The organism is Cupriavidus numazuensis, from assembly GCF_905397435.1.
Classification (GTDB): Bacteria; Pseudomonadota; Gammaproteobacteria; order Burkholderiales; family Burkholderiaceae; genus Cupriavidus; species Cupriavidus numazuensis.
The window spans coordinates 113713-133206 of the sequence record NZ_CAJPVI010000018.1 but is presented as its reverse complement, the minus strand read 5'-3'; the positions used below and the strand labels follow the sequence as shown (position 1 = coordinate 133206).

20 protein-coding genes are annotated in these 19494 nt (G+C 65.8%); 10 read left to right on the top strand and 10 right to left on the bottom strand.

What is annotated here, in order from left to right:
• Window positions 1-95: 95 nt before the first annotated feature.
• On the bottom strand, window positions 96-1541 hold the full coding sequence (creC, locus tag KHO41_RS16315; RefSeq protein WP_211954315.1) for a two-component system sensor histidine kinase CreC: 1446 nt from the start codon (window positions 1539-1541) through the stop codon (window positions 96-98).
• Window positions 1542-1560: 19 nt separating this feature from the next.
• The gene (creB, locus tag KHO41_RS16310) at window positions 1561-2241 is read right to left on the bottom strand and encodes a two-component system response regulator CreB (protein ID WP_211954314.1); all 681 of its coding nucleotides are present in this window, start codon (window positions 2239-2241) and stop codon (window positions 1561-1563) included.
• Window positions 2242-2551: 310 nt separating this feature from the next.
• Between creB and metX the strand changes: the two genes are divergently transcribed.
• Together metX and metW are read left to right on the top strand one after the other, a co-directional pair.
• Window positions 2552-3724, top strand: a complete 1173-nt coding sequence (metX, locus tag KHO41_RS16305; protein WP_211954313.1) for a homoserine O-succinyltransferase MetX — start codon at window positions 2552-2554, stop codon at window positions 3722-3724.
• Window positions 3721-4332, top strand: coding sequence for a methionine biosynthesis protein MetW (metW, locus tag KHO41_RS16300; RefSeq protein WP_011296377.1), 612 nt, complete (start codon window positions 3721-3723; stop codon window positions 4330-4332). The genes metX and metW overlap by 4 nt, the downstream gene beginning before the upstream one ends.
• A gap of 21 nt (window positions 4333-4353) precedes the next feature.
• Here metW and KHO41_RS16295 read toward each other — a convergent pair whose 3' ends face one another.
• Window positions 4354-5262: a LysR family transcriptional regulator gene (locus KHO41_RS16295; RefSeq protein WP_211954312.1), complete on the bottom strand. Its 909-nt coding sequence runs from the start codon at window positions 5260-5262 to the stop codon at window positions 4354-4356.
• 111 nt (window positions 5263-5373) lie between these two features.
• Between KHO41_RS16295 and KHO41_RS16290 the strand changes: the two genes are divergently transcribed.
• Both KHO41_RS16290 and KHO41_RS16285 read left to right on the top strand, forming a co-directional pair.
• On the top strand, window positions 5374-6261 hold the full coding sequence (locus KHO41_RS16290; RefSeq protein ID WP_211954311.1) for a DMT family transporter: 888 nt from the start codon (window positions 5374-5376) through the stop codon (window positions 6259-6261).
• A 75-nt stretch (window positions 6262-6336) separates the two neighbouring features.
• A complete protein-coding gene (locus KHO41_RS16285; protein ID WP_211954310.1) occupies window positions 6337-7191 on the top strand; it encodes an acyl-CoA thioesterase in 855 nt (284 codons plus the stop codon).
• An 18-nt stretch (window positions 7192-7209) separates the two neighbouring features.
• Here the strand turns inward: KHO41_RS16285 and KHO41_RS16280 are convergent, their stop codons facing one another.
• On the bottom strand, window positions 7210-8469 hold the full coding sequence (locus KHO41_RS16280; RefSeq protein ID WP_211954309.1) for a muropeptide transporter: 1260 nt from the start codon (window positions 8467-8469) through the stop codon (window positions 7210-7212).
• A 122-nt stretch (window positions 8470-8591) separates the two neighbouring features.
• Between KHO41_RS16280 and KHO41_RS16275 the strand changes: the two genes are divergently transcribed.
• On the top strand, window positions 8592-9551 hold the full coding sequence (locus KHO41_RS16275) for a M48 family metallopeptidase (RefSeq protein WP_211954308.1): 960 nt from the start codon (window positions 8592-8594) through the stop codon (window positions 9549-9551).
• Between the two features lie 64 nt (window positions 9552-9615).
• Here KHO41_RS16275 and argC read toward each other — a convergent pair whose 3' ends face one another.
• Window positions 9616-10563 carry an N-acetyl-gamma-glutamyl-phosphate reductase gene (argC, locus tag KHO41_RS16270; protein ID WP_211954307.1) on the bottom strand — a complete coding sequence of 316 codons (948 nt, stop codon included), beginning with the start codon at window positions 10561-10563 and terminating at the stop codon, window positions 9616-9618.
• Window positions 10564-10736: 173 nt separating this feature from the next.
• Here argC and KHO41_RS16265 point away from each other — a divergent pair, with 173 nt between their 5' ends.
• Both KHO41_RS16265 and KHO41_RS16260 read left to right on the top strand, forming a co-directional pair.
• Entirely contained in the window at window positions 10737-11033 is a 297-nt protein-coding gene (locus KHO41_RS16265; protein WP_211954306.1) for a type II toxin-antitoxin system MqsR family toxin, read from the top strand.
• Window positions 11034-11067: 34 nt separating this feature from the next.
• Window positions 11068-11466, top strand: a complete 399-nt coding sequence (locus KHO41_RS16260) for a type II TA system antitoxin MqsA family protein (protein WP_211954305.1) — start codon at window positions 11068-11070, stop codon at window positions 11464-11466.
• A 10-nt stretch (window positions 11467-11476) separates the two neighbouring features.
• Here the strand turns inward: KHO41_RS16260 and KHO41_RS16255 are convergent, their stop codons facing one another.
• Window positions 11477-12253: an exodeoxyribonuclease III gene (locus tag KHO41_RS16255; protein ID WP_211954304.1), complete on the bottom strand. Its 777-nt coding sequence runs from the start codon at window positions 12251-12253 to the stop codon at window positions 11477-11479.
• A gap of 32 nt (window positions 12254-12285) precedes the next feature.
• Between KHO41_RS16255 and pyrE the strand changes: the two genes are divergently transcribed.
• Complete coding sequence (gene pyrE, locus KHO41_RS16250; protein WP_211954303.1) at window positions 12286-12987, top strand: orotate phosphoribosyltransferase; 702 nt, start codon at window positions 12286-12288, stop codon at window positions 12985-12987.
• A gap of 197 nt (window positions 12988-13184) precedes the next feature.
• Entirely contained in the window at window positions 13185-14366 is a 1182-nt protein-coding gene (locus KHO41_RS16245; protein ID WP_244873864.1) for a patatin-like phospholipase family protein, read from the top strand.
• Window positions 14367-14375: 9 nt separating this feature from the next.
• Here the strand turns inward: KHO41_RS16245 and KHO41_RS16240 are convergent, their stop codons facing one another.
• The 4 genes from KHO41_RS16240 to KHO41_RS16225 all read right to left on the bottom strand — a co-directional run bounded on the left by KHO41_RS16240 (window position 14376) and on the right by KHO41_RS16225 (window position 17981).
• Window positions 14376-15185, bottom strand: a complete 810-nt coding sequence (locus KHO41_RS16240) for a polyphosphate kinase 2 family protein (RefSeq protein ID WP_211954301.1) — start codon at window positions 15183-15185, stop codon at window positions 14376-14378.
• Window positions 15186-15293: 108 nt separating this feature from the next.
• On the bottom strand, window positions 15294-16160 hold the full coding sequence (gene dapF, locus KHO41_RS16235) for a diaminopimelate epimerase (protein ID WP_211954300.1): 867 nt from the start codon (window positions 16158-16160) through the stop codon (window positions 15294-15296).
• 43 nt (window positions 16161-16203) lie between these two features.
• Window positions 16204-17097 carry a lipid A biosynthesis lauroyl acyltransferase gene (locus tag KHO41_RS16230; protein ID WP_211954299.1) on the bottom strand — a complete coding sequence of 298 codons (894 nt, stop codon included), beginning with the start codon at window positions 17095-17097 and terminating at the stop codon, window positions 16204-16206.
• Window positions 17094-17981 carry a lysophospholipid acyltransferase family protein gene (locus KHO41_RS16225; protein WP_211954336.1) on the bottom strand — a complete coding sequence of 296 codons (888 nt, stop codon included), beginning with the start codon at window positions 17979-17981 and terminating at the stop codon, window positions 17094-17096. Before KHO41_RS16225 ends, KHO41_RS16230 begins: the two co-directional genes overlap by 4 nt.
• Before the next feature lie 311 nt (window positions 17982-18292).
• Between KHO41_RS16225 and metK the strand changes: the two genes are divergently transcribed.
• Window positions 18293-19456, top strand: coding sequence for a methionine adenosyltransferase (gene metK, locus KHO41_RS16220; RefSeq protein WP_211954298.1), 1164 nt, complete (start codon window positions 18293-18295; stop codon window positions 19454-19456).
• Window positions 19457-19494: the final 38 nt, after the last annotated feature.

Genomic DNA, 19494 nt, shown 5'->3' with positions numbered 1-19494 from the left:
TGATGGTGCCGGCCAGATTAGCCACCGCGTGTGCGCAGACCGCGGGGCCGGTGTGAAGCGCTTGTGTGCCCGATGTGAAGTGCGTGCCGGCTGGGTCAGGACGCGGCCGGCAGCGTGAGCGTGGCAAGCGCGCCACCGCCGTCGCTATTGCGGATGGTGATGTCGCCGTGATGCAGCGTCGCGACCTCGCGCACGAAGCAGAGGCCAAGTCCCGTGCTCTTGTCCCGGCCGTCCGGGCGCGGCAGCGAATAGAAGCGTTCGAACAGGCGCGGCAGCGCGTAGTCGGGGATGCCCGGGCCATCGTCGGCGACTTGTATGGCGATTTGGCCGGCCGGCGCGCCGGACACATCTATTCGCACCGTGCTGCCGGCTGGCGCGAAATCGAGCGCGTTTTCGAGCAGGTTGGTGACGGCCTGTCGCAGCATGAAGGGATCGCCCAGTACGGCCAGTGCAGGTTCGGCGTCCGGTGCGAGGGCAAACGTCACGCCGCGCTGGCGCGCGCGCGGTTCGAGCTCATCGACGAGTGCCTGCAGCAATGGCAACAGCTCGACGCGCTCGGCATGGTCCAGCCGCTGCTGCTGCTCTACCGCGGCCAGCACCAGCAGCTTGCGGATCATCTGGGCCAGGCGCTGGGATTGGCCGCGGATATTGGCGACAAAGCGCTGACGGTCCGCCGGCGGCATGTCTTCCTGCAGCAGTTCCGCCGCGCCGCTGATCGCCGCGAGCGGGCTCTTCATCTCGTGCGTGAGCGTGTGGATGTAGTGCTCGACATACTGCTTGCCTTCGAGCCGCAGCCGCATGGTTTCCACCGCGCGCCCCAGTTCGGCCAGCTCGCTCGCGCCGTGCAGCGGCATTTCCGCGCGCTCGCCGGCTGCCACGGTGCGCGCGTAGCGCTGCAGCCGGCGCAGCCCGAACACCAGCCACAGCGTGCAGACCAGGCCAACCGCGAACGCGACGCCCATCAGCAGCAGCCCGTACAGCAGGATCTTGCGCTGGCTGCGCTCGATGAACGGCGCCATCGCGAGGTTGGGCTTGGCGACGGTCAGCACGCCGATGGTCTGGCCATTGGCGGGATCGCGAATCGGCGCGGCGACGTGCATGACCGTGCTGTTCTCGTCATCGGGATTGGCGCGCGTGCTGCGCGCGCCGTACTTGCCCTGCAGCGTCAGGTAGACGTCGTTCCAGCGTGAGTAGTCGGCGCCTACCGCGCTGCCGGTGGTGTCGAAACGGACGATGCCGTGCGTGTCGGTGACGTAGATGCGATAGCCGACCGACTGCTTGCGCAGGCCCCAGACGCTGGCGTCGACGGGCGTATCCTGCAGCCGCGCCAGCCGCTGGGCGAAGGCGCCATCGTTGATCCGGCCCTGCTTCATGTCGTCCGCCGCCAGGGCGGCCAGCACATTGGCGGTATCGACGAGCGTGTCCTCCATGGCCTGCCGGACGCCGGGCTTCACCTCCTGCACAAAGACGCGCAGCGTGAGGAAAGCGGCCAGCCCGACAATCACGAAGAAGCCGAAAAAGATGCGAAGCCCGATATGCATGTTCAGGCCCTGTCGACCGTCATGGTTCGATGGAGTAGCCCATGCCGCGATGGGTGCGGATCGGGTCGCTGGCGGCATCGAGCGCGCGCAGCTTGGCGCGCACGGTCTTGATGTGGGTGTCGACGGTGCGGTCGATGGTGTCCGGCGCGTCGTGCCAGACCTCGTCCATGAGCTGCGCGCGTGAGTAGATGCGGCCCGGGTGGCGCAGCATCAGCGCAAGCATGCGGTATTCGTAGCGCGTGAGTTCGAGCCAGTGGCCATGGAAGGCCACGCGTGCGCCGTCGTTGTCCACCGTGAATACGCTCTGGCTCGCGGCTTCTGCAACTGGCTGGCGCGCGGTGCGCCGCAGGATCACGCGCACGCGCGCGGCCAGCTCGCGCGGCGAGAAGGGTTTCACCACATAGTCGTCCGCGCCGATCTCCAGGCCGACCACGCGGTCAATCTCGTCATGCCGCGCGGTCAGGAAGATGACCGGCACATCGGTGAACGTGCGCAGGGTACGGCAGACCTCGAAGCCGCTCAGGTCGGGCAGGCCGACATCAAGGATCACCAGGTCGAATGCCTGCGTGCGCAGCCGCTCCAGGGCCTCGCCACCGAGCGCGCAGCGCTCCACGGCCATACCGTCGGTGGACAGCGCGTAGTCGATCGTGTCGGCAATGGCGGATTCATCTTCGATGACCAGGATGTTCGGCTTGTGCATGGCGATTCGGCGGTGCCGACGCGGTCCATGGGCGATGGATGAACGCCCGTTGCGGCGCGGTCGGCGGATTGCACTATAATAAGCCGTCGCGCCGATTTGATGACTGGCTTGCGGGCGCGCGGCAGCCGGATGGTCCCACGATCCTCCGTCTGCGAATATAAATGCGGCTAAAGAGGTTGGGTCGGCGCCCCCAGGCAGGATCGGGATTCACGCCGGCACGCGGAACACCGCGAATGCCCGACTTGGCTGCGACGCTTCACACGCACTGCCGGTCGGGTTTTTTTATGCCTGCTTCACGCGGGCCGATTCCATGACAGATGTCGCCTTGCCGCCTGCCGCACTCGCGTTGCCGAACGATTCCGTCGGCGTCGTCACGCCGCAGCGCATGCATTTCCAGGAGCCGCTGAAGCTGCGCAACGGCTCGTCGATCGCCGGTTACGACCTGATGGTCGAGACCTACGGCACGCTCAATGCCGACCGCTCCAATGCCGTGCTGGTCTGCCATGCGCTGAACGCGTCGCACCACGTGGCGGGTGTCTATGCGGACGATCCGCGCGACGTGGGCTGGTGGGACAACATGGTCGGTCCCGGCAAGCCGCTCGATACCAACCGCTTCTTCGTCATTGGCGTGAACAACCTGGGCTCATGCTTTGGCTCCACGGGACCGATGAGCACCAACCCGGCCACGGGCCAGCCCTACGGCGCAATGTTCCCCGTGGTGACCGTGGAAGACTGGGTCAACGCGCAGGCGCGCGTGGCCGATGTGTTCGGCATCACGCAGTTCGCCGCGGTGATGGGCGGCAGCCTCGGCGGCATGCAGGCGGTGGCCTGGAGCCTGATGTATCCGCAGCGGCTGCGGCACTGCATCGTGGTCGCATCGACGCCCAAGCTGTCGGCGCAGAACATCGCGTTCAACGAGGTCGCGCGCAGCTCGATCCTGTCGGATCCGGATTTCCACGGCGGCAACTACTACGCGCATGGCGTGAAGCCGAAGCGCGGCCTGCGCGTGGCCCGCATGATCGGCCATATCACCTACCTGTCGGATGAAGACATGGCCGAGAAGTTCGGCCGCGAACTGAAGACCGAGGACATCCGCTTCTCGTTCGACGTCGAGTTCCAGGTCGAGAGCTACCTGCGCTACCAGGGCGACAAGTTTGCCGAGTACTTCGACGCGAACACCTACCTGCTGATCACGCGCGCGCTCGACTATTTCGACCCGGCACTGGCCTATGGCGGCGACCTGACGCGCGCGATGGCGCAGACGCAGGCGAGCTTCCTCGTCGCGAGCTTCACCACCGACTGGCGCTTTGCGCCGAACCGCAGCCGCGAACTGGTCAAGGCGCTGCTCGACAACAAGCGCCCGGTCTCGTACGCCGAGATTGACGCCCCGCACGGCCACGACGCCTTCCTGCTCGACGATCCGCGCTACCACAACCTGATGCGCGCTTACTACAACCGCATCGCAGAGGAGATCGGCGCATGAACGCCCTGGCCAATCCGAATATCCTCGCGCTGCGTCCGGACTTCCGCGCGATCGCTCGCTGGATCGAGCCTAATTCCACTGTGCTCGACCTTGGCTGCGGCGACGGCAGCCTGCTGCGCGTCCTGCAGGACGAGCTCGACGTGCAGGCTTACGGCATCGAGATCCAGGACGAAGGCGTGCTCGCCTGCGCGCAGAAGGGCGTGCATGTCATCCAGCAGAACCTGGAAGGCGGCCTCGCGCTGTTCGAGGACAAGAGCTTCGACACGGTGATCCTGTCGCAGACGCTGCAGACCATCCACAACACCGCCCAGGTGCTGCGCGACACGCTGCGCGTGGGGCGCGAGTGCATCGTCTCGTTCCCGAACTTCGGCTACTGGCCGCATCGGCTGTCGGTGTTCCGTGGCCGCATGCCGGTGTCGGAGTCGCTGCCGTACCAGTGGTACAACACGCCGAACGTGCGCGTGCTGACCATCAGCGATTTCGAGGCGCTGGCGCCCAAGGTCGGCCTGCGCATTGTCGACCGCGTGGTTATGCATGAAGGCATCACCGTGAACTGGGGCGTGAACTGGCGCGGCAGCCTCGCGGTGTACCGGGTCTGCTCGGCCTGAGCGGCAGGGAACGCCGGGCGGTCAACGCTCGGCAGCCGTGGCCACCAGATAGTCGACGAACGCGCGCACCTTGGGCGGCACGTGCCGCGTCGGGGTGTACACGGCGTAGGCCGTGCCGATGTACGGCTCCAGGATGTCCCAGTCGTCCAGCACCGTGACCAGCCGTCCGTCCGCCAAACCGGCGGCTGCGGAGAAATCCGGCACGAGACCGACCCCGGCATCGCGCTCGACCATGGCAAGGATGGCAATGCTGTTGTTGACGGTAAAGCGCGGCGGGATGCGGACCGTGACGTCATCGCCCGAGGCCTTGTGCCGCAGCGACCAGCGCTCGCCGAACGCGCCATAGCCAAGGTACAGGCAGCGTGTGTGCGGCAGGTCTTCCGGGCCGGCCGGCGCGCCATGCTGGCGCAGCCATCCCGGTGAGGCCACGAGCTGGTAGCGCACCTCGCGCAGCGGCCGGGCCACGAGCCCCGGCGGCAGCTCGCGTGCGATGCGGATGGCCACGTCCAGCCCTTCCTCCACCAGATCTACCATGCGGTCTGCCAGCGTCAGCTGGAGTTCCAGGGCCGGATAGCGCTCCAGCAGCGCGGGGAGGCGAGGTGCCAGCCAGGCTTGCCCGAACACGACCGAGGCGCTCACGCGCAGGACGCCGTGCGGTTCGCCGGTATGGTCGCTACCCAGTGCAGTGACCTCCCGCGCGGCCGCCGTCATGCGTGCGCAGGCGCCATAAACGGCATGGCCCAGCTCGGTCAGCGCGAAGGCCCGTGTGGTCCGCTGCAGCAGGCTCGCACCGAGCGTGGCTTCGAGCCGCGATACATGCCGGCTGACCGCCGACGGCGTCATCCCGAGATCCTGCGCGGCGGCGGAGAAACTGCCGCATTCCACCACGCGCGCGAACACGGCCATGGCATTGAGTGGCGCAGCCTGCATCCGGGTCTCCCCATTCTTTGACGTGAAGTCAAATACTAATTGAGTTGTCCCAGGATTGTTGATCCCTGGTCATGGTGGAACAATGCACGCAATGATTTAGCGGAGCATTTCATGGGCAATCAACAAGCAGGCGCCGGCGGTACCTGGCGCATGGTCGCCGCGATGGCGCTATCGGGCACTATCGGCTGGTTCGTCGTCACCAGCGGCCAGCCGACCCTCGATGTGGTGTTCTTCCGCTGCCTGCTCGGCGGCGCTTCGCTGCTGGGTGTGCTGACGCTGCAGCGCGGCTGGGTGCGGATGGACAAGGCGCGCATGGGCTGGCTCGTGCTCGGCGGTGTCACGCTGATCCTCAACTGGCTGTGCCTGTTCTCGGCCTATGCGTACAGCGGGATCTCGATCGCCACGGTGGTCTATCACACGCAGCCGTTCTTCCTGCTGATCCTGACGGCGGTGTTCCAGCGCGAGCCGTTCCCGTTCGGCCGGTTGCCATGGCTGCTGCTGGCATTCGTTGGCGTGATGCTGATCACGGGGCTGGAGCACGGGGCGCAGGGGATGGCGATGCTGGCTGGCATCGGGTTGGCCATGCTGGCGGCGCTGTTGTATGCGATCACCACCATGGCGACGCGGCGGCTACAGGGCATTCCCCCGGGTCAGATCGCCGGGCTGCAGATGGTGATCGGCGTGCTGATGCTGGCACCGCTGGCGCATCCGGCCGTGGGCACCTTTACGGGGCAGGCATGGGGCGCGCTGCTCGCGCTCGGGTTGATCCACACCGGCGTGATGTACACGCTGCTGTACGGGGCGTTCCAGCGGCTGAGCGTGGTGTCAATCGCGACACTGTCGTTCATCTACCCGCTGGTCGCGATCGTCATCGACGTGGCGGTGTTCGATGTGGTGCTTGGACCGCTGCAGCTCGCGGGGATGGCGCTGGTCCTGCTCGGCGTGATTGCGAACCAGCTCGGCTGGAGCGTGCCGCTGGGGATTCGCGCCCGAAACTGACTGCGGATATGCATTGACGTGAACCCTGACTACGGCTAATGTAGGCAGGATAATCGAACGACCGTGCTATTCGCCATGACCACCGCGCCCCAGACTGTCACCGCCGCCACTGCCGCCGGCATGCTGCTTCATCCCTTCGACGATGCGCTTGTGCTCGAGCCCGCAGGCGAACACCGTTACCTGGGCCGCACCACGCCGGCCTACTGGAACATGATCGGGCCGTTTGGCGGCATCACCGCAGCCACGCTACTGCAGGCGGCGCTGCAGCATCCGGAGCGCTTGGGCGATCCGCTCGCGCTGACGGTCAATTTCGCCGGCCCGATTGCCGAAGGGCCGTTCGAGATCGAGGCGCGCCCGACGCGTACGAATCGCTCGACCCAGCACTGGCAGATCGAGTTGCGGCAGGGCGATGCGGTGGCCACCACGGCCACTGCGGTGTTTTCCGTGCGGCGCGAGACCTGGGCTTGCGGGGAAGCCACGCGCCCCGAGGCACCCCCCGCACACGAAGTCCCGGCGATGGCGGGATTTGCGCCCGTGCGCTGGCTCAAGTCCTATGACATGCGACCGTTCCGCGGCGCCAAGCCGACCACGGAGCCGGGCACGGAACATCCCGACAGCCTCACGCAGTTCTGGCTGCGCGACGAACCGGCACGCACGCCGGACTTTGCTGCCGTGGCGGCGTGGTGCGACAGCTTCTATCCGCGCGTCTTCCTCAAGCGCGCCGGCTTCGTGCCAGCGGGCACGGTGTCGCTGACAACCTATTTCCATGCCGATGCCGCCACGCTGGCCGCGCTCGGTGACAGCCACGTGTTGTGCAGCGCCCAGGCGCAGGTGTTCCGGCAGGGCTTCTTCGACCAGAGCGCGCAGGTCTGGAGCGCGGGTGGCGAGTTGCTCGCCACGTCGCACCAGATCGTCTACTACAAGGAATAAGGCTGCCGGTTATGCGGCTCAGGCAATCGCCTCGCGCGCCTGGGCTTCGTAGCGATGGACGGTGTGGCGCATGGCCCAGAGCAGCAGCACGCCGGGCAGCGCCACCAGCACCGTGCCCAGGTAGAAGGGCGCCCAGCCCCAGGCTTCGACCATATAGCCCGACGTAGGCCCGACATAGACGCGGCCCACCGAAGCCAGCGCCGACAGCAGCGCGTATTGCGTGGCCGAGAACGAGCGGTTGCACAGCGTCATCAGCAGTGCGACGAACGCCGCCGTGCCCATGCCGCCGCAGAGGTTTTCGACCGCGATGGTGGCGCCCATCGACCACAGGTGCGGCGGCGTCACCGACAGGATCCAGTAGCCGAGGTTGGACACGGCCTGTAGCACGCCGAACAGCATCAGCGACCGGTACAGCCCGAGCCGCACCATCAGCGTGCCGCCGAACAGCGCGCCAACGATGGTCGCGGCCAGTCCCAGCGTCTTGTTGACGATACCGACTTCGCCGGCGGAAAAGCCGACGCCGCGGATCAGGAACGTCGTGGAGAGGCTGCCGGCAAACGCATCGCCAAGCTTGTACAGCACGATCAGCAGCAACAGCCACCACGCGCCGGGGCGCGAGAAGAAATCGCGCAACGGGCCCACGATGGCTTCTTCGAGCGAGCGCGGCGCGCGCGCCGGCACGTCGGGCTCGGGAGCCCACAGCAGCGTGACCATGCCGATGCCCATCAGCGCGGCCATCAGCAGGTACATCTGCGGCCAGCCCATCACGCGGTCTGCCAGCCACAGCGCGAGACCGCCCGAGACCAGCATCGCCAGCCGGTAGCCGAGCACCTTGACGGCGGCGCCGGCGCCGCGTTCGGCCGGGCGCAGCACGTCAGTGCTGTAGGCATCGAACACGATGTCCTGCGAGGCCGACAGGAACGCCACCAGCGTGGCCAGCGCCGCCAGCGTCCACAGCGCTTCGCGCGGCGGGCAGAACGCCATGGCGCCGATGCCGATCACCAGCCCGATCTGCGTGACCAGCAGCCAGCCCTTGCGCCGGCCCATCAGCGGCGGCGTGTAACGGTCCATCAGCGGCGCCCACAGGAACTTGAAGATGTAGGCCTGGCCGACCAGCGAGAAGAAGCCGATGGTCTTGATATCGAGCCCTTCGACCGTCATCCACGCCTGCAGCGTGCCGGACGTGAGCGCCAGCGGCAGTCCGGAGGCGAAGCCCAGCGCCAGCATGGCGCCGATGCGGCGGTTACGGAAGATGTCGAGATAGTCCTGGAAATTCATGGATGGCGTGGGCGGATGGCGCCGCGCGGCTGCGCGGGCGCCGTGTATTATTGCATCACCTGTTTGCCCGCCCTGTTCCAGACTGCTCCCGGCTTTCCCTACTGCCCCCCGAGGAACCGAACATGTCCCGCCACCTGCCAGGTGTTCCGCGTCCTGCCCTGTCCCGCATGGCCTGCGCGTTATCGGTCGGCGCGGCGATGAGCATGGCGCCGCTGGCCCTGGCGCAGCAGGACGCGGGACAGGAAGACGGCATCCGCCTGCAGCGTGGCGGTTCGGCGGTGCGGAACATCGTCCCGGTTGAGGTCATCGAACAGCAGGCCGCGCAGGAGTACGAGCAGCTCAAGCAGGAGGCGATCGCCAAGCATGCGCTAGCCGGTGACAGCAATCCGCAGCTGCAGCGCCTGCGTGCCATCGGCAAGCGGCTCCTGCCCGAAACCGTGCGCTGGAACGAGCGCGCTCGGCAGTGGCAGTGGGAAATCAACCTGATCGGTTCAAAGCAGGTCAACGCGTTCTGCATGCCGGGTGGCAAGATCGCGTTCTACACGGGCCTGCTCGACCAGCTCAAGCTGACCGACGACGAGATCGCCATGGCCATGGGCCACGAGATCGCGCACGCGCTGCAGGAGCATGCGCGCGAGCGCGCGGCCAAGTCGGAAATCACCAACCTTGGCGCCAATGTCGTGTCGCAGCTGTTCGGCTTCGGCAACCTCGGCAATATGGCGCTGGGCACGGGCGCGCATCTGCTGACGCTGCGCTTTTCCCGCGCGGATGAAAGCGAGGCCGACCTGATCGGCATGGACATCGCCGCGCGCGCCGGCTACGACCCGCGCGCCGCCGTGACGCTATGGCAGAAGATGGCCAAGGTCACGCAGTCGGGCGCCGACTTCCTGTCCACGCACCCGTCGGGGCGCACCCGCATTGCCGATCTCGAGAAGCACATGCCGGAAGTGCTGCCGCTCTACGCGCGCGCCATCAACACCACGGTGGATCGCCTGCCGCCGTACCGCGCCAATATGGCCAACCTTGGCGACGCACCGGTCGATGCCGGCGACGACGACCGCCAGCGGCCACTGAAACGCTGATCGATCCCGCAGATAACAAAAAAAGCCGGCAATGCCGGCTTTTTTACTTGAGGCCTCGGAACGCTCAGGCCTGCAGCCCGGTCGCCTCGTCGGCGCCGACATGCACGTTCATGCATTGCACCGCCGCGCCGGCCGCGCCCTTGCCCAGGTTGTCCAGGCGAGCGACCAGGTTCAGGCGCTCGGGCGTGCCGAACACGAACAGGTCGACACGGTTGGTGTCGTTGTTGGCCTGCACGTCGAGGAAACCATCGTCGAGGTTGTCGTCGGCGTTGTACGGCAACACGCGCACGAACTGCTCGCCTTCATAGTGCTGGCGATAGATGTCGACGATCTGCTCGGGGCTGACCTTGCGCGCGAGGCGGTCGGCATAGACCGGCACCGTCACGGCCAGGCCCTTGAAGAAGTTGCCGACGATCGGGTTGAAGATAGGCTCCGCCGCCAGGCCGCCCTGCACGCGCATTTCGGGCAGGTGCTTGTGCGCGAGGCCAAGCGCGTACGGACGCGGGCTGTGCAGCTTCGGGTTACCGCCGGCTTCGAAGTCGGCAATCATCTTCTTGCCGCCGCCGCTGTAGCCGGTCAGCGAGAACGCCGACACCGGATAGTCGCGCGGCAGCACGCCGGCATCGATCAGCGGACGCACCGCCAGCACGAACGCGCTGGCATGGCAGCCCGGCACCGCGATGCGCTTGCTCGCGCGGATCTTCTCGCGCTGGCCGCGCACCAGTTCCGGCAGGCCATAGGCCCAGTTGTCGGACGTGCGGAACGCCGTGCTGGCGTCGATCACGCAGGTAATCGGGTTGGTCACCAGCGACACGGCCTCGCGCGAGGCGACATCCGGCAGGCACAGGAAAGCGACGTCGGCAGCGTTCAGGAAGCGTGCGCGCTCGGCCGGGTCCTTGCGCTTGTCATCAGCAATGCGCAGCAATTCGACGTCGGAACGACCAGAGAGATAGTCAAGCAGCCGGAGACCGGTGGTGCCTTCCTGACCATCGACGAACACTTTGAAAACCATGGCGGACTCGCTCTAGAGATGCGGGGGGAATGCGAAACGTCTCCTGCCGGGCGCAGGGGCGAACCTGCATTGTAACGGGGATGGGGGCGGGTCGCAGGGGTTTGTACCGATTGGATTCTTGCGATTCAGCTGGGTTCGCGGCTTGCGGGATTTAACCTAGTAGGTTAATTTGCATGGAGAAGGGGACGGCGCATTACAAGCTGGTGCGAGTGAAGGAGTTGCTCCGCGCCGGAAGGATGAGAATGACGCGTGCGGCATTTGACGGAGCCAGCGGCATGGGACTGAGCGCGCCAACTGTGAGGCAGTTGCTGTTGCAACTGGATGCCGGCGATTTCTACAAGAGCATGACAACGCACGAGGATCACCGCGTCTGGCAGGACGTCTACAGGCCCGTCACGCGACAGGGTGCCTTGTATATCAAGTTGACCGTCATCGACGACGTGCTGGTGGTGTCATTCAAGCACCGGTGACAATCGATGCCGGCTTGCAAAAGGGAAGAGCGAAATGAAATGCCCGGAATGCGGCGGCGCCGAACTCGTGAATGAACTGCGGGACGTGCCTTATACGTATCGCGGCGAAAGCACCGTGATCCGCGGTGTCAGGGGAGACTGGTGCCCCCGGTGCGGGGAAGGCGTCATGCCGATGGGCGACGATTCGCTCGGCGAAGCCATGCTCGCCTTTAATCGTGAAGTCAATGCCAGGTATGTGGACCCCGGCTTCATTGCGCAGGTTCGGAAGAAGCTGCGCCTGGATCAGCGGGAAGCCGCCGAGATATTTGGAGGCGGCGTCAACGCGTTTTCCCGCTATGAAACCGGTCGAATGTTGCCGCCGGTGGCTCTGGTCAAACTGCTGAAACTCCTCGACCGCCACCCGGAACTGCTCGAGGAAGTCCGGGCGGCCTGAGCGGTCGCGATCAGAGCGGATAGTCGTAGTCGATCGACAGCGGCGCGTGGTCGCTGAACTTCTCATCCTTGTAGATCGAGCAGACATGCGCCGTGCCGGCGATTTTTGGCGTGGCCAGGTGGTAATCGATGCGCCACCCGACGTTCTTCGCATAGGCCTGGCCGCGGTTGCTCCACCAGGTGTACTGCTCGGGGCGCGGGTCCAGCTGGCGGAACACGTCCACGTAGCCGTGCGTGTCGAACAGCTGGCCGATCCAGGCCCGTTCTTCCGGCAGGAAACCCGAGTTCTTCAGGTTGCCCTTCCAGTTCTTGATGTCGATTTCCTTGTGCGCGATGTTCACGTCACCGCACAGCACGATCTCGCGCCCGCTAGCCTTCAGTTCCAGCAGATGGGGCAGGAACACTTCCATGAAGCGGAACTTTGCCTGCTGGCGCTCCTCCGAGCTTGAGCCGGACGGAACATAGACCGAGATCACCGCGAGGTGCGGATACTGCACTTCCACATAGCGGCCTTCGCTGTCGAACTCGGGGTTGCCGAACCCCGTGATCACGCGCTCGGGCTTGTGGCGGGTGTAGAGGCCGACACCGCTGTAGCCCTTCTTCTCGGCGTAGTGGAAGTAGCCGTGGTAACCATGTGGCGCCAGGAACGCTTCGGTCATGTCGGCGGCCTGCGCCTTGAGTTCCTGCACGCAGACCATGTCCGCGTCCTGCTTGCCCATCCACTCGAAAAAGCCCTTCTTGGAAGCGGAGCGGATGCCGTTGAGGTTGGCGCTGATAATCCGTAACATGCGGGAAAATTTTTGAATTCAGAGAGAAAAGAATGACGCAGCAGACGACGACTTCGACCACGCAGCAGGCGGGCCAGCAGGATCTCAGCCAGACCTTTATCCGCTTCGCGCTGGACGCCGGCGTGCTGTCCTTCGGCGAGTTCGTCACCAAGGCGGGCCGCAAGTCGCCGTACTTCTTCAATGCCGGCCTGTTCAACCAGGGCGCCATGCTCGGCCAGGTGGCGCAATTCTATGCGAAAACCCTGCTGGCCTCGGGCGTGCAGTTCGACGTGCTGTTCGGACCGGCCTACAAGGGCATTACGCTGGCGTCTGCCACCGCGGTGGCGCTGGCGGGCATGGGACGTGACGTCGGCTTCGCCTACAACCGCAAGGAAGCCAAGGACCATGGCGAGGGCGGCACGCTGGTCGGCGCGAAGCTCCAGGGCAAAGTCGTCATCATCGACGATGTGATCTCCGCCGGCACCTCGGTGCGCGAATCGATGCAGCTGATCCGGGCGGCCGGCGCCGAACCGGCCGCCGTGCTGATCGCGCTGGACCGCATGGAAAAGAGCGGTACCGCCGACCAGATCGGCACCCATTCGGCGGTGCAGGACGTGCAGCGCGAATACGGCGTGCCCGTGATCGCCATTGCCAGCCTGAAGGATCTGCTGGCCTATCTCGACGCGTCCAACAATCCCTCGCTGTCGGCCTCGCGCGAGGCCGTGGCTGCCTACCGCCAGCGCTACGGCGTCTGACCGGCACTTCGGCGCGCGGCTGACCGGAGGTAGCTCCCGTCGTGCCGCGCCCCCGGCAGGATTCACCATCTGTGAAGGAGCAAGGCGTGGCGGGCAAAGAGCGACAGGAATCCCAGGAAACGGCGGCGCGGCGCGCAAAGCCCGCACGCACGCGCAAGAAGGTGGCGCAGGAACAGCCATGCGGGCCGGCCGAAGACCTGCCCAAGGGACCCGAACCCGGCCGCCCCGCGCATGAGGCCTATGCCGTGCGCGCGCTGGTGCTGCAAGGTGGCGGCGCGCTCGGCGCCTACCAGGCCGGCGTCTACCAGGGCCTGGCAGAAGGCGGCATCTACCCGAACTGGGTTGCGGGCATCTCGATCGGCGCGCTGAATGCGGCGATCATTGCCGGCAATCCGCCCGAGCGGCGCGTCGAGCAGCTACGCGCGTTCTGGGATTACATCTGCGCCCAGCCGTGGCTGCCGAGCCTGTCGCAATCGTCGATGTTCGACAGCGCGGATACCTGGCCGGAGCCGCTGCGCGTCTGGTTTGACGGCATGCATGCGGCGCGCGCGATGTTCGAAGGCCAGCGCGGCTTCTTCATGCCGCGCAACTGGCTGGAACTGGTGACGCGCTACACGGACCCGACACGCGCGAGCTACTATGACACCACGCCGCTCAAGGCCACGCTGGAACGCTTCGCCGACTTCGACCTGATCAACCGGCCCAAGGAAATGCGCGTGTCGGTCGGCGCGGTCAATATCCGCACTGGCAACTTCGCCTATTTCGACAACACGCGCGACACACTGCGGCCCGAGCATTTCATGGCGTCGGGCGCGTTGCCGCCGGGCTTCCCGGCGGTGGAGATCGATGGCGAGTACTACTGGGACGGCGGCCTGGTGTCCAACACGCCGCTGGCCGAGGTGCTTACCGCGCAGCCGCGCCGCGACGCCTTGATCTTCCAGGTCGACCTGTGGAGCGCGCGCGGCAAGCTGCCGCATGACTTGAGCGAGGTAGCCGAGCGGCAGAAGGATATCCAGTATTCCAGTCGGACCCGCACCATCACCGATTACATGCGCGAGCAGCAGAACTACCGCCGCATGCTCAGTGAGGTGATGGCCCTGGTGCCGGCTTCGAAGCGTGACAGCGACTGGTACCGCCGCGCCGCCGAGCATGCCTGCGATGCGCGCCGCAACGTGATTCAGCTCATCTACCGCGACAAGTCATTCGAGAACAGCGCCAAGGATTACCAGTTCGGCTTGCTGGCGATGAACGAACACTGGTCCAGCGGTCTCGACGATATCCGCGATACGCTGCGTCACCCGCACTGGCTGGCCATGCCTAGCCGCGAACGCCCGTTCGTCACGCACGACGTGCATCGAGGCAACGGCGACCGCGAGTAATGCGGCGCGCTACTCGACCTTGATCCCCGCCAGGTCGGCCCGCGCCGGCGGGTAGGCCGGCTTGATCTGGCGGAACACCTCGGCAAGGATCTCGGCCACCATCAGGTTGCGATGGGTCTTGGAGTCTGCCGGCACGATGTACCACGGGCATTCCGGCGTGCTCGTGGCCGCGATGGCCGACTCGTAGGCGTCCATGTAGGCCTTCCAGTGCTTGCGCTCAGCCAGGTCGGTCGGGTCGAATTTCCAGTGTTTGTTCGGGTCGGCCAGGCGTGCTTCGAGGCGCGCCTTTTGTTCGTCCTTCGAGATATGCAGGAAGCACTTGACGATGGTGGTGCCGGTCTCGGTCAGCAGCGTCTCGAATGCGCGTATCTGCTTGTAGCGGCGCTCGCATTCCTGCGCATCGATCCAGTCGTGCACGCGCGTGATCAGCACGTCTTCGTAGTGGCTGCGGTTGAACAGCACGATCTCGCCGGCCTTGGGCACCTGTACATGTACGCGCCACAGATAGTCGCGCGCGAGTTCATCGGGTGTGGGTGCCTTGAAGCTGACCACGCGGATGCCGAGCGGATCGAAGCTGCGAAACACCGAGCGTACCGTACCGTCCTTGCCGCTGGTGTCCATGCCTTGCAGGACGACCAGGATCTTGCGCCGGTGTTCGGCATAGAAGATGTCTTGCTGAGCGTCGAGTGATTCGCTCAGCCGCGTGATGCAAGCGAGATCGGTTTCTTTGTCGCCTTGCGACATGGGCTTGCTGCCCGGGTCGAAGCTGGCGAGGTTGAAGCGCTTGCCCGAGGTGATGCGGTAATCGTCCAGCGGCATGGGTGCTCCATCGGTGCGTCCGGCGGCAGGACACCGCGCGGAACGTTCGGGGAACCCCGCCGCAGTCGGGACACGATGAAGCGAAGCGGGGCGCACAGGCCCCTATGGTCAGGCCGGCAGGGCGGCCAGGTCAATGGTGCCTTCGAACACGGTGGTAGCCGGGCCCGTCATGCGCACGGATTCGGCGCCGCCGTCCCAGGCAATGTTCAGGTCGCCACCGTGCGTGTGGACCTTGACCGGGGAATCCAGCAGGCCGCGGCGAATGCCGGCCACCACCGCCGCGCAGGCGCCCGTGCCGCAGGCCAGCGTCTCGCCCGCGCCGCGTTCGAATACGCGCAGGCGCGCGGTATGGCGGTCCACCACTTGCAGGAAGCCGGCGTTCACGCGGTTCGGGAACGTTACGTGATGTTCGATCAACGGACCGTCCTGCAGTACCGGGAAGTTCTCGACATCGTCCACCACCTGCACCGCATGCGGGTTGCCCATCGACACCGCGGAAATCCACGCCGTACGGCCGTTGATTTCCAGCCCGTAGGCGGTGTCTTCACCTTGCGTGCGGACTGGCAGGCCTTCCGGCCGGAACGGCACGCGAGCCGGTTCCAGTTCGGGCGCACCCATGTCCACCGTGACCTGGCCGTCGTCCTGAAGCGTCAGCGTGATCACGCCGTTCATGACCTCCACGCGCACCGAGCGCTTGTCGGTCATGCCCTTGTCGGTGACGAAGCGCACGAAGCAGCGCGCGCCATTGCCGCAGTGTTCGACCTCGCTGCCATCGGCATTGAAGATGCGGTAGCGGAAATCCACGTCCTCGCGCGTGGGTTTTTCCACGATCAGCATCTGGTCGGCGCCGACGCCGAAATGCCGGCTGGCAAGCGCACGCCACTGTTCGGTGGTCAGGTCGAGCTTCTGGTGGATGCCGTCGAGCACGACGAAGTCGTTGCCGGCACCGTGCATCTTGGTGAACTGGAGTTTCATGGTGCGAATTGTAGCCGCGCAGGGCCGGACCTGCCGGCGGTCGTCAGTAGATGGAGGGCTCGCCGGCCGGGCGGTTCTTGAAGCGCTTGTGCACCCAGTAGTACTCGGCCACGCGCGGACGAATGCAGTCTTCGAAGAATGCGTTCATGCGGCGCGTGTCTTCCGTCACGCTGTCGCCGGGGTAGTCTTCCCAGGCCGGCAGGATGCGCAACACGTAGCCCTGGTAGTCAGGCAGCATCTCCGTGTAGATCGGCACGACCTTGGCGCCGGTCATCCGCGCCAGGCGCGACACCGAGGTCAGCGTCAGCGCCTGTACGCCGAAGAATGGCACGTACTCCGAATCGCGCTCGCCGAAGTCCATGTCGGCGATGAGCTGCAGCGCCTCGCCCTTCTTCAGGCAGCGCAGGATGTCGCGCGCGCTGTCATTGCGCGAGATCATCTTCGCGCCGAAGCGGCCGCGTGCGTGTTTGAGGAAGCCGTCGAACAGCGTGTTCTTCTGCGCGGTGTACAGCGACGCACCTGAACGGCCGACGTGGTCGCGCAGGTGGATGGTCAGGCGGATCGCACCGGCTTCCACGCCGGACAGGTGCAGCGTGACCAGGATATGCGGCGTGCCGTCCAGCGCGACCAGATCGGCCTGGTCGTCGATCTGCACCCAGCGGCGCATCTGCGCCTCGCTGCCGGTCCAGAAGATGCCGCGTTCGGCAAAGCTGCGGAACACGGTGCGGAAGGAATCACGCGACAACGCGTCGATCTCGGCTTCGCTCTTGTCGGGAAAGCTGGCGCGGAGGTTGGCCTGCACGATCCGGCGCCGGCTGCTCGGAAAGCAATACAGCAGGCTGCCCAGCCCCTCGCCGAAACGGGCGACGAACGGGTAGGGCAGCTTGCCCAGCACGGTCAGCAGACCGATGCCGAGCCAGGTAAAGATACGGCTCATGAGTGGGAGGATTCGGTAGCCGCCAGCGTGCCCCGATCGGGGTCCTGCACGCCGGAGGGAGTCTTGTAGCGGTGATAGCCCCAGAGGTACTGCGTCGGCGCGATGGCCACGAGTGCCTCTATGGTCCGGTTGATGATGGCGGCGGCTTCGGCCGGGTCTTCAGGCAACATGCCGCCATCGTTGATGATGCGCAGATGGCCGCGGTAACCAGCACCGCGAGGAAGCCGTTCGCCGAAGATGGCGACAACCGGCGCCCTTGTCAGTTGCTGCAGGCGGTGGACCAGCGCCATGGTATAGGCCGGTTTGCCGAAGAACGGCGCCCAGTTGCCTTCGCCGCCGCTTGGTACCTGGTCAGGCAGGATGCCGACAGCCTGTCCGCGCTTGAGCGCCTTGACCAGCATGCGCACGCCGCGCGGCGTGGCCGGCGCCATCGCCATATTGGGGCGGGTGCGCATGCGTTCGATCCAGTCGCGCAGCCACGCCTGATGCGGCGGCTTGAACAGTGCCGTGACCGGGCGCACCAGCGCGTGCGATTGCGGGAGCACTTCGAAGCAGCCCAGGTGAGGGGTCAGGATGATGATGCCGTTGCCGCGAGCCTGCAGCTTTTCCAGTTCCGGCCACAGGTAGTCGTCAAAGCCGTACAGGCGGGCGCCGATGGTCTTCCGGCTCCAGAAGTAGGGCATTTCGAGGGCCATGCGGCCGCTGGAGCGGGCCGCTTCGGCAATCATCGACTCGGTGGCATCCGGAAACGCCAGCAGGAAGTTTTCGCGCAGGCGCCGCCCATAACGCCCCGGCACGCGGGCCGCCAGCAGTCCGAGCGCACCGCCCACCGCCTGGAGCAGGCGCAGCGGCAAGCGGGAGATCAGCCAGAACAGGAAAGTCATCGCGTGGCGGTGCATGGCAGGTCCCTTGCGGGACGGGGTCATCAATGCGTGTGCAAGCCGTCGCGCGCGGCTAAGGATCGGTGGATTCCTGCCGCTAACCATGTATCCGATCGGCGTGCGCCGGCGCACGGTGGCCCTTGGGCCACAGGCTGCATTGTGCCGGCAGGCGCGTATAATAGCGTGTATCGCCGAGTTAACTGACAACTTGCGGGGCGATACCGCTCTAACCGAGCGGCCTGAAAATACCGCTAAAGCGTCGCCGCCATGACCCGACAGGGTGGCACGCAATAGCCAACCTGGAGAATAAGTTCGTGGCAAACGACTTCCTTTTCACTTCGGAGTCCGTCTCCGAAGGCCATCCCGACAAGGTCGCAGACCAGATTTCCGACGCCGTCCTCGACGCCATCCTGTCGCAGGACAAGTACGCGCGTGTGGCTGCCGAGACGCTCTGCAACACCGGGCTGGTCGTGCTGGCCGGGGAAATCACGACCACGGCCAACGTCGACTACATCCAGGTCGCACGCGACACGATCAAGCGCATCGGCTACGACAACACCGAGTACGGTATCGACTACAAGGGTTGCGCGGTGCTGGTCGCCTATGACAAGCAGTCGCCCGACATCGCCCAGGGCGTGGACCGCGCCTCGGACGATTACCTGAACCAGGGTGCCGGCGACCAGGGCCTGATGTTCGGCTATGCCTGCGACGAGACCCCGGAACTGATGCCGTTCCCGATCTACTACTCGCACCGCCTGGTCGAGCGCCAGTCGCAACTGCGCCGCGACGGCCGCCTGCCCTGGCTGCGCCCGGACGCCAAGTCGCAGGTCACCGTGCGTTACGTCGACGGCCGTCCGCACAGCGTCGACACCGTCGTGCTGTCGACCCAGCATGCACCGGACATCACCCAGGCCCAGATCCGCGAAGCGGTGATCGAAGAGATCATCAAGCCGGTGCTGCCGCCCGAGATGCTCAAGGACACCAAGTACCTGGTCAACCCGACCGGGCGCTTCGTGATCGGCGGCCCGCAGGGCGATTGCGGCCTGACCGGCCGCAAGATCATCGTCGATACGTACGGCGGTGCTTCGCCGCACGGCGGCGGTGCATTCTCGGGCAAGGACCCGTCGAAGGTCGACCGTTCGGCCGCCTACGCCGCGCGCTATGTGGCCAAGAACGTGGTGGCCGCGGGCCTCGCGCGCCAGTGCCAGGTGCAGGTGAGCTATGCCATCGGCGTGGCGCGTCCGATCAACGTGACCGTCTATACGGAAGGCACCGGCAAGATTTCCGACGCGAAGATCGCCGAACTGGTGCAGGAACACTTCGACCTGCGTCCGAAGGGCATCGTGCAGATGCTCGACCTGCTGCGCCCGATCTACGAGAAGACTGCCGCTTACGGCCACTTTGGCCGCGAAGAGCCGGAGTTCTCGTGGGAAGCCACGGACAAGGCTGCGATCCTGCGCGCAGCCGCTGGTCTGTAAGCATTTGCCGTTCTGGCATGAAACCCCGCCGGCCGTTG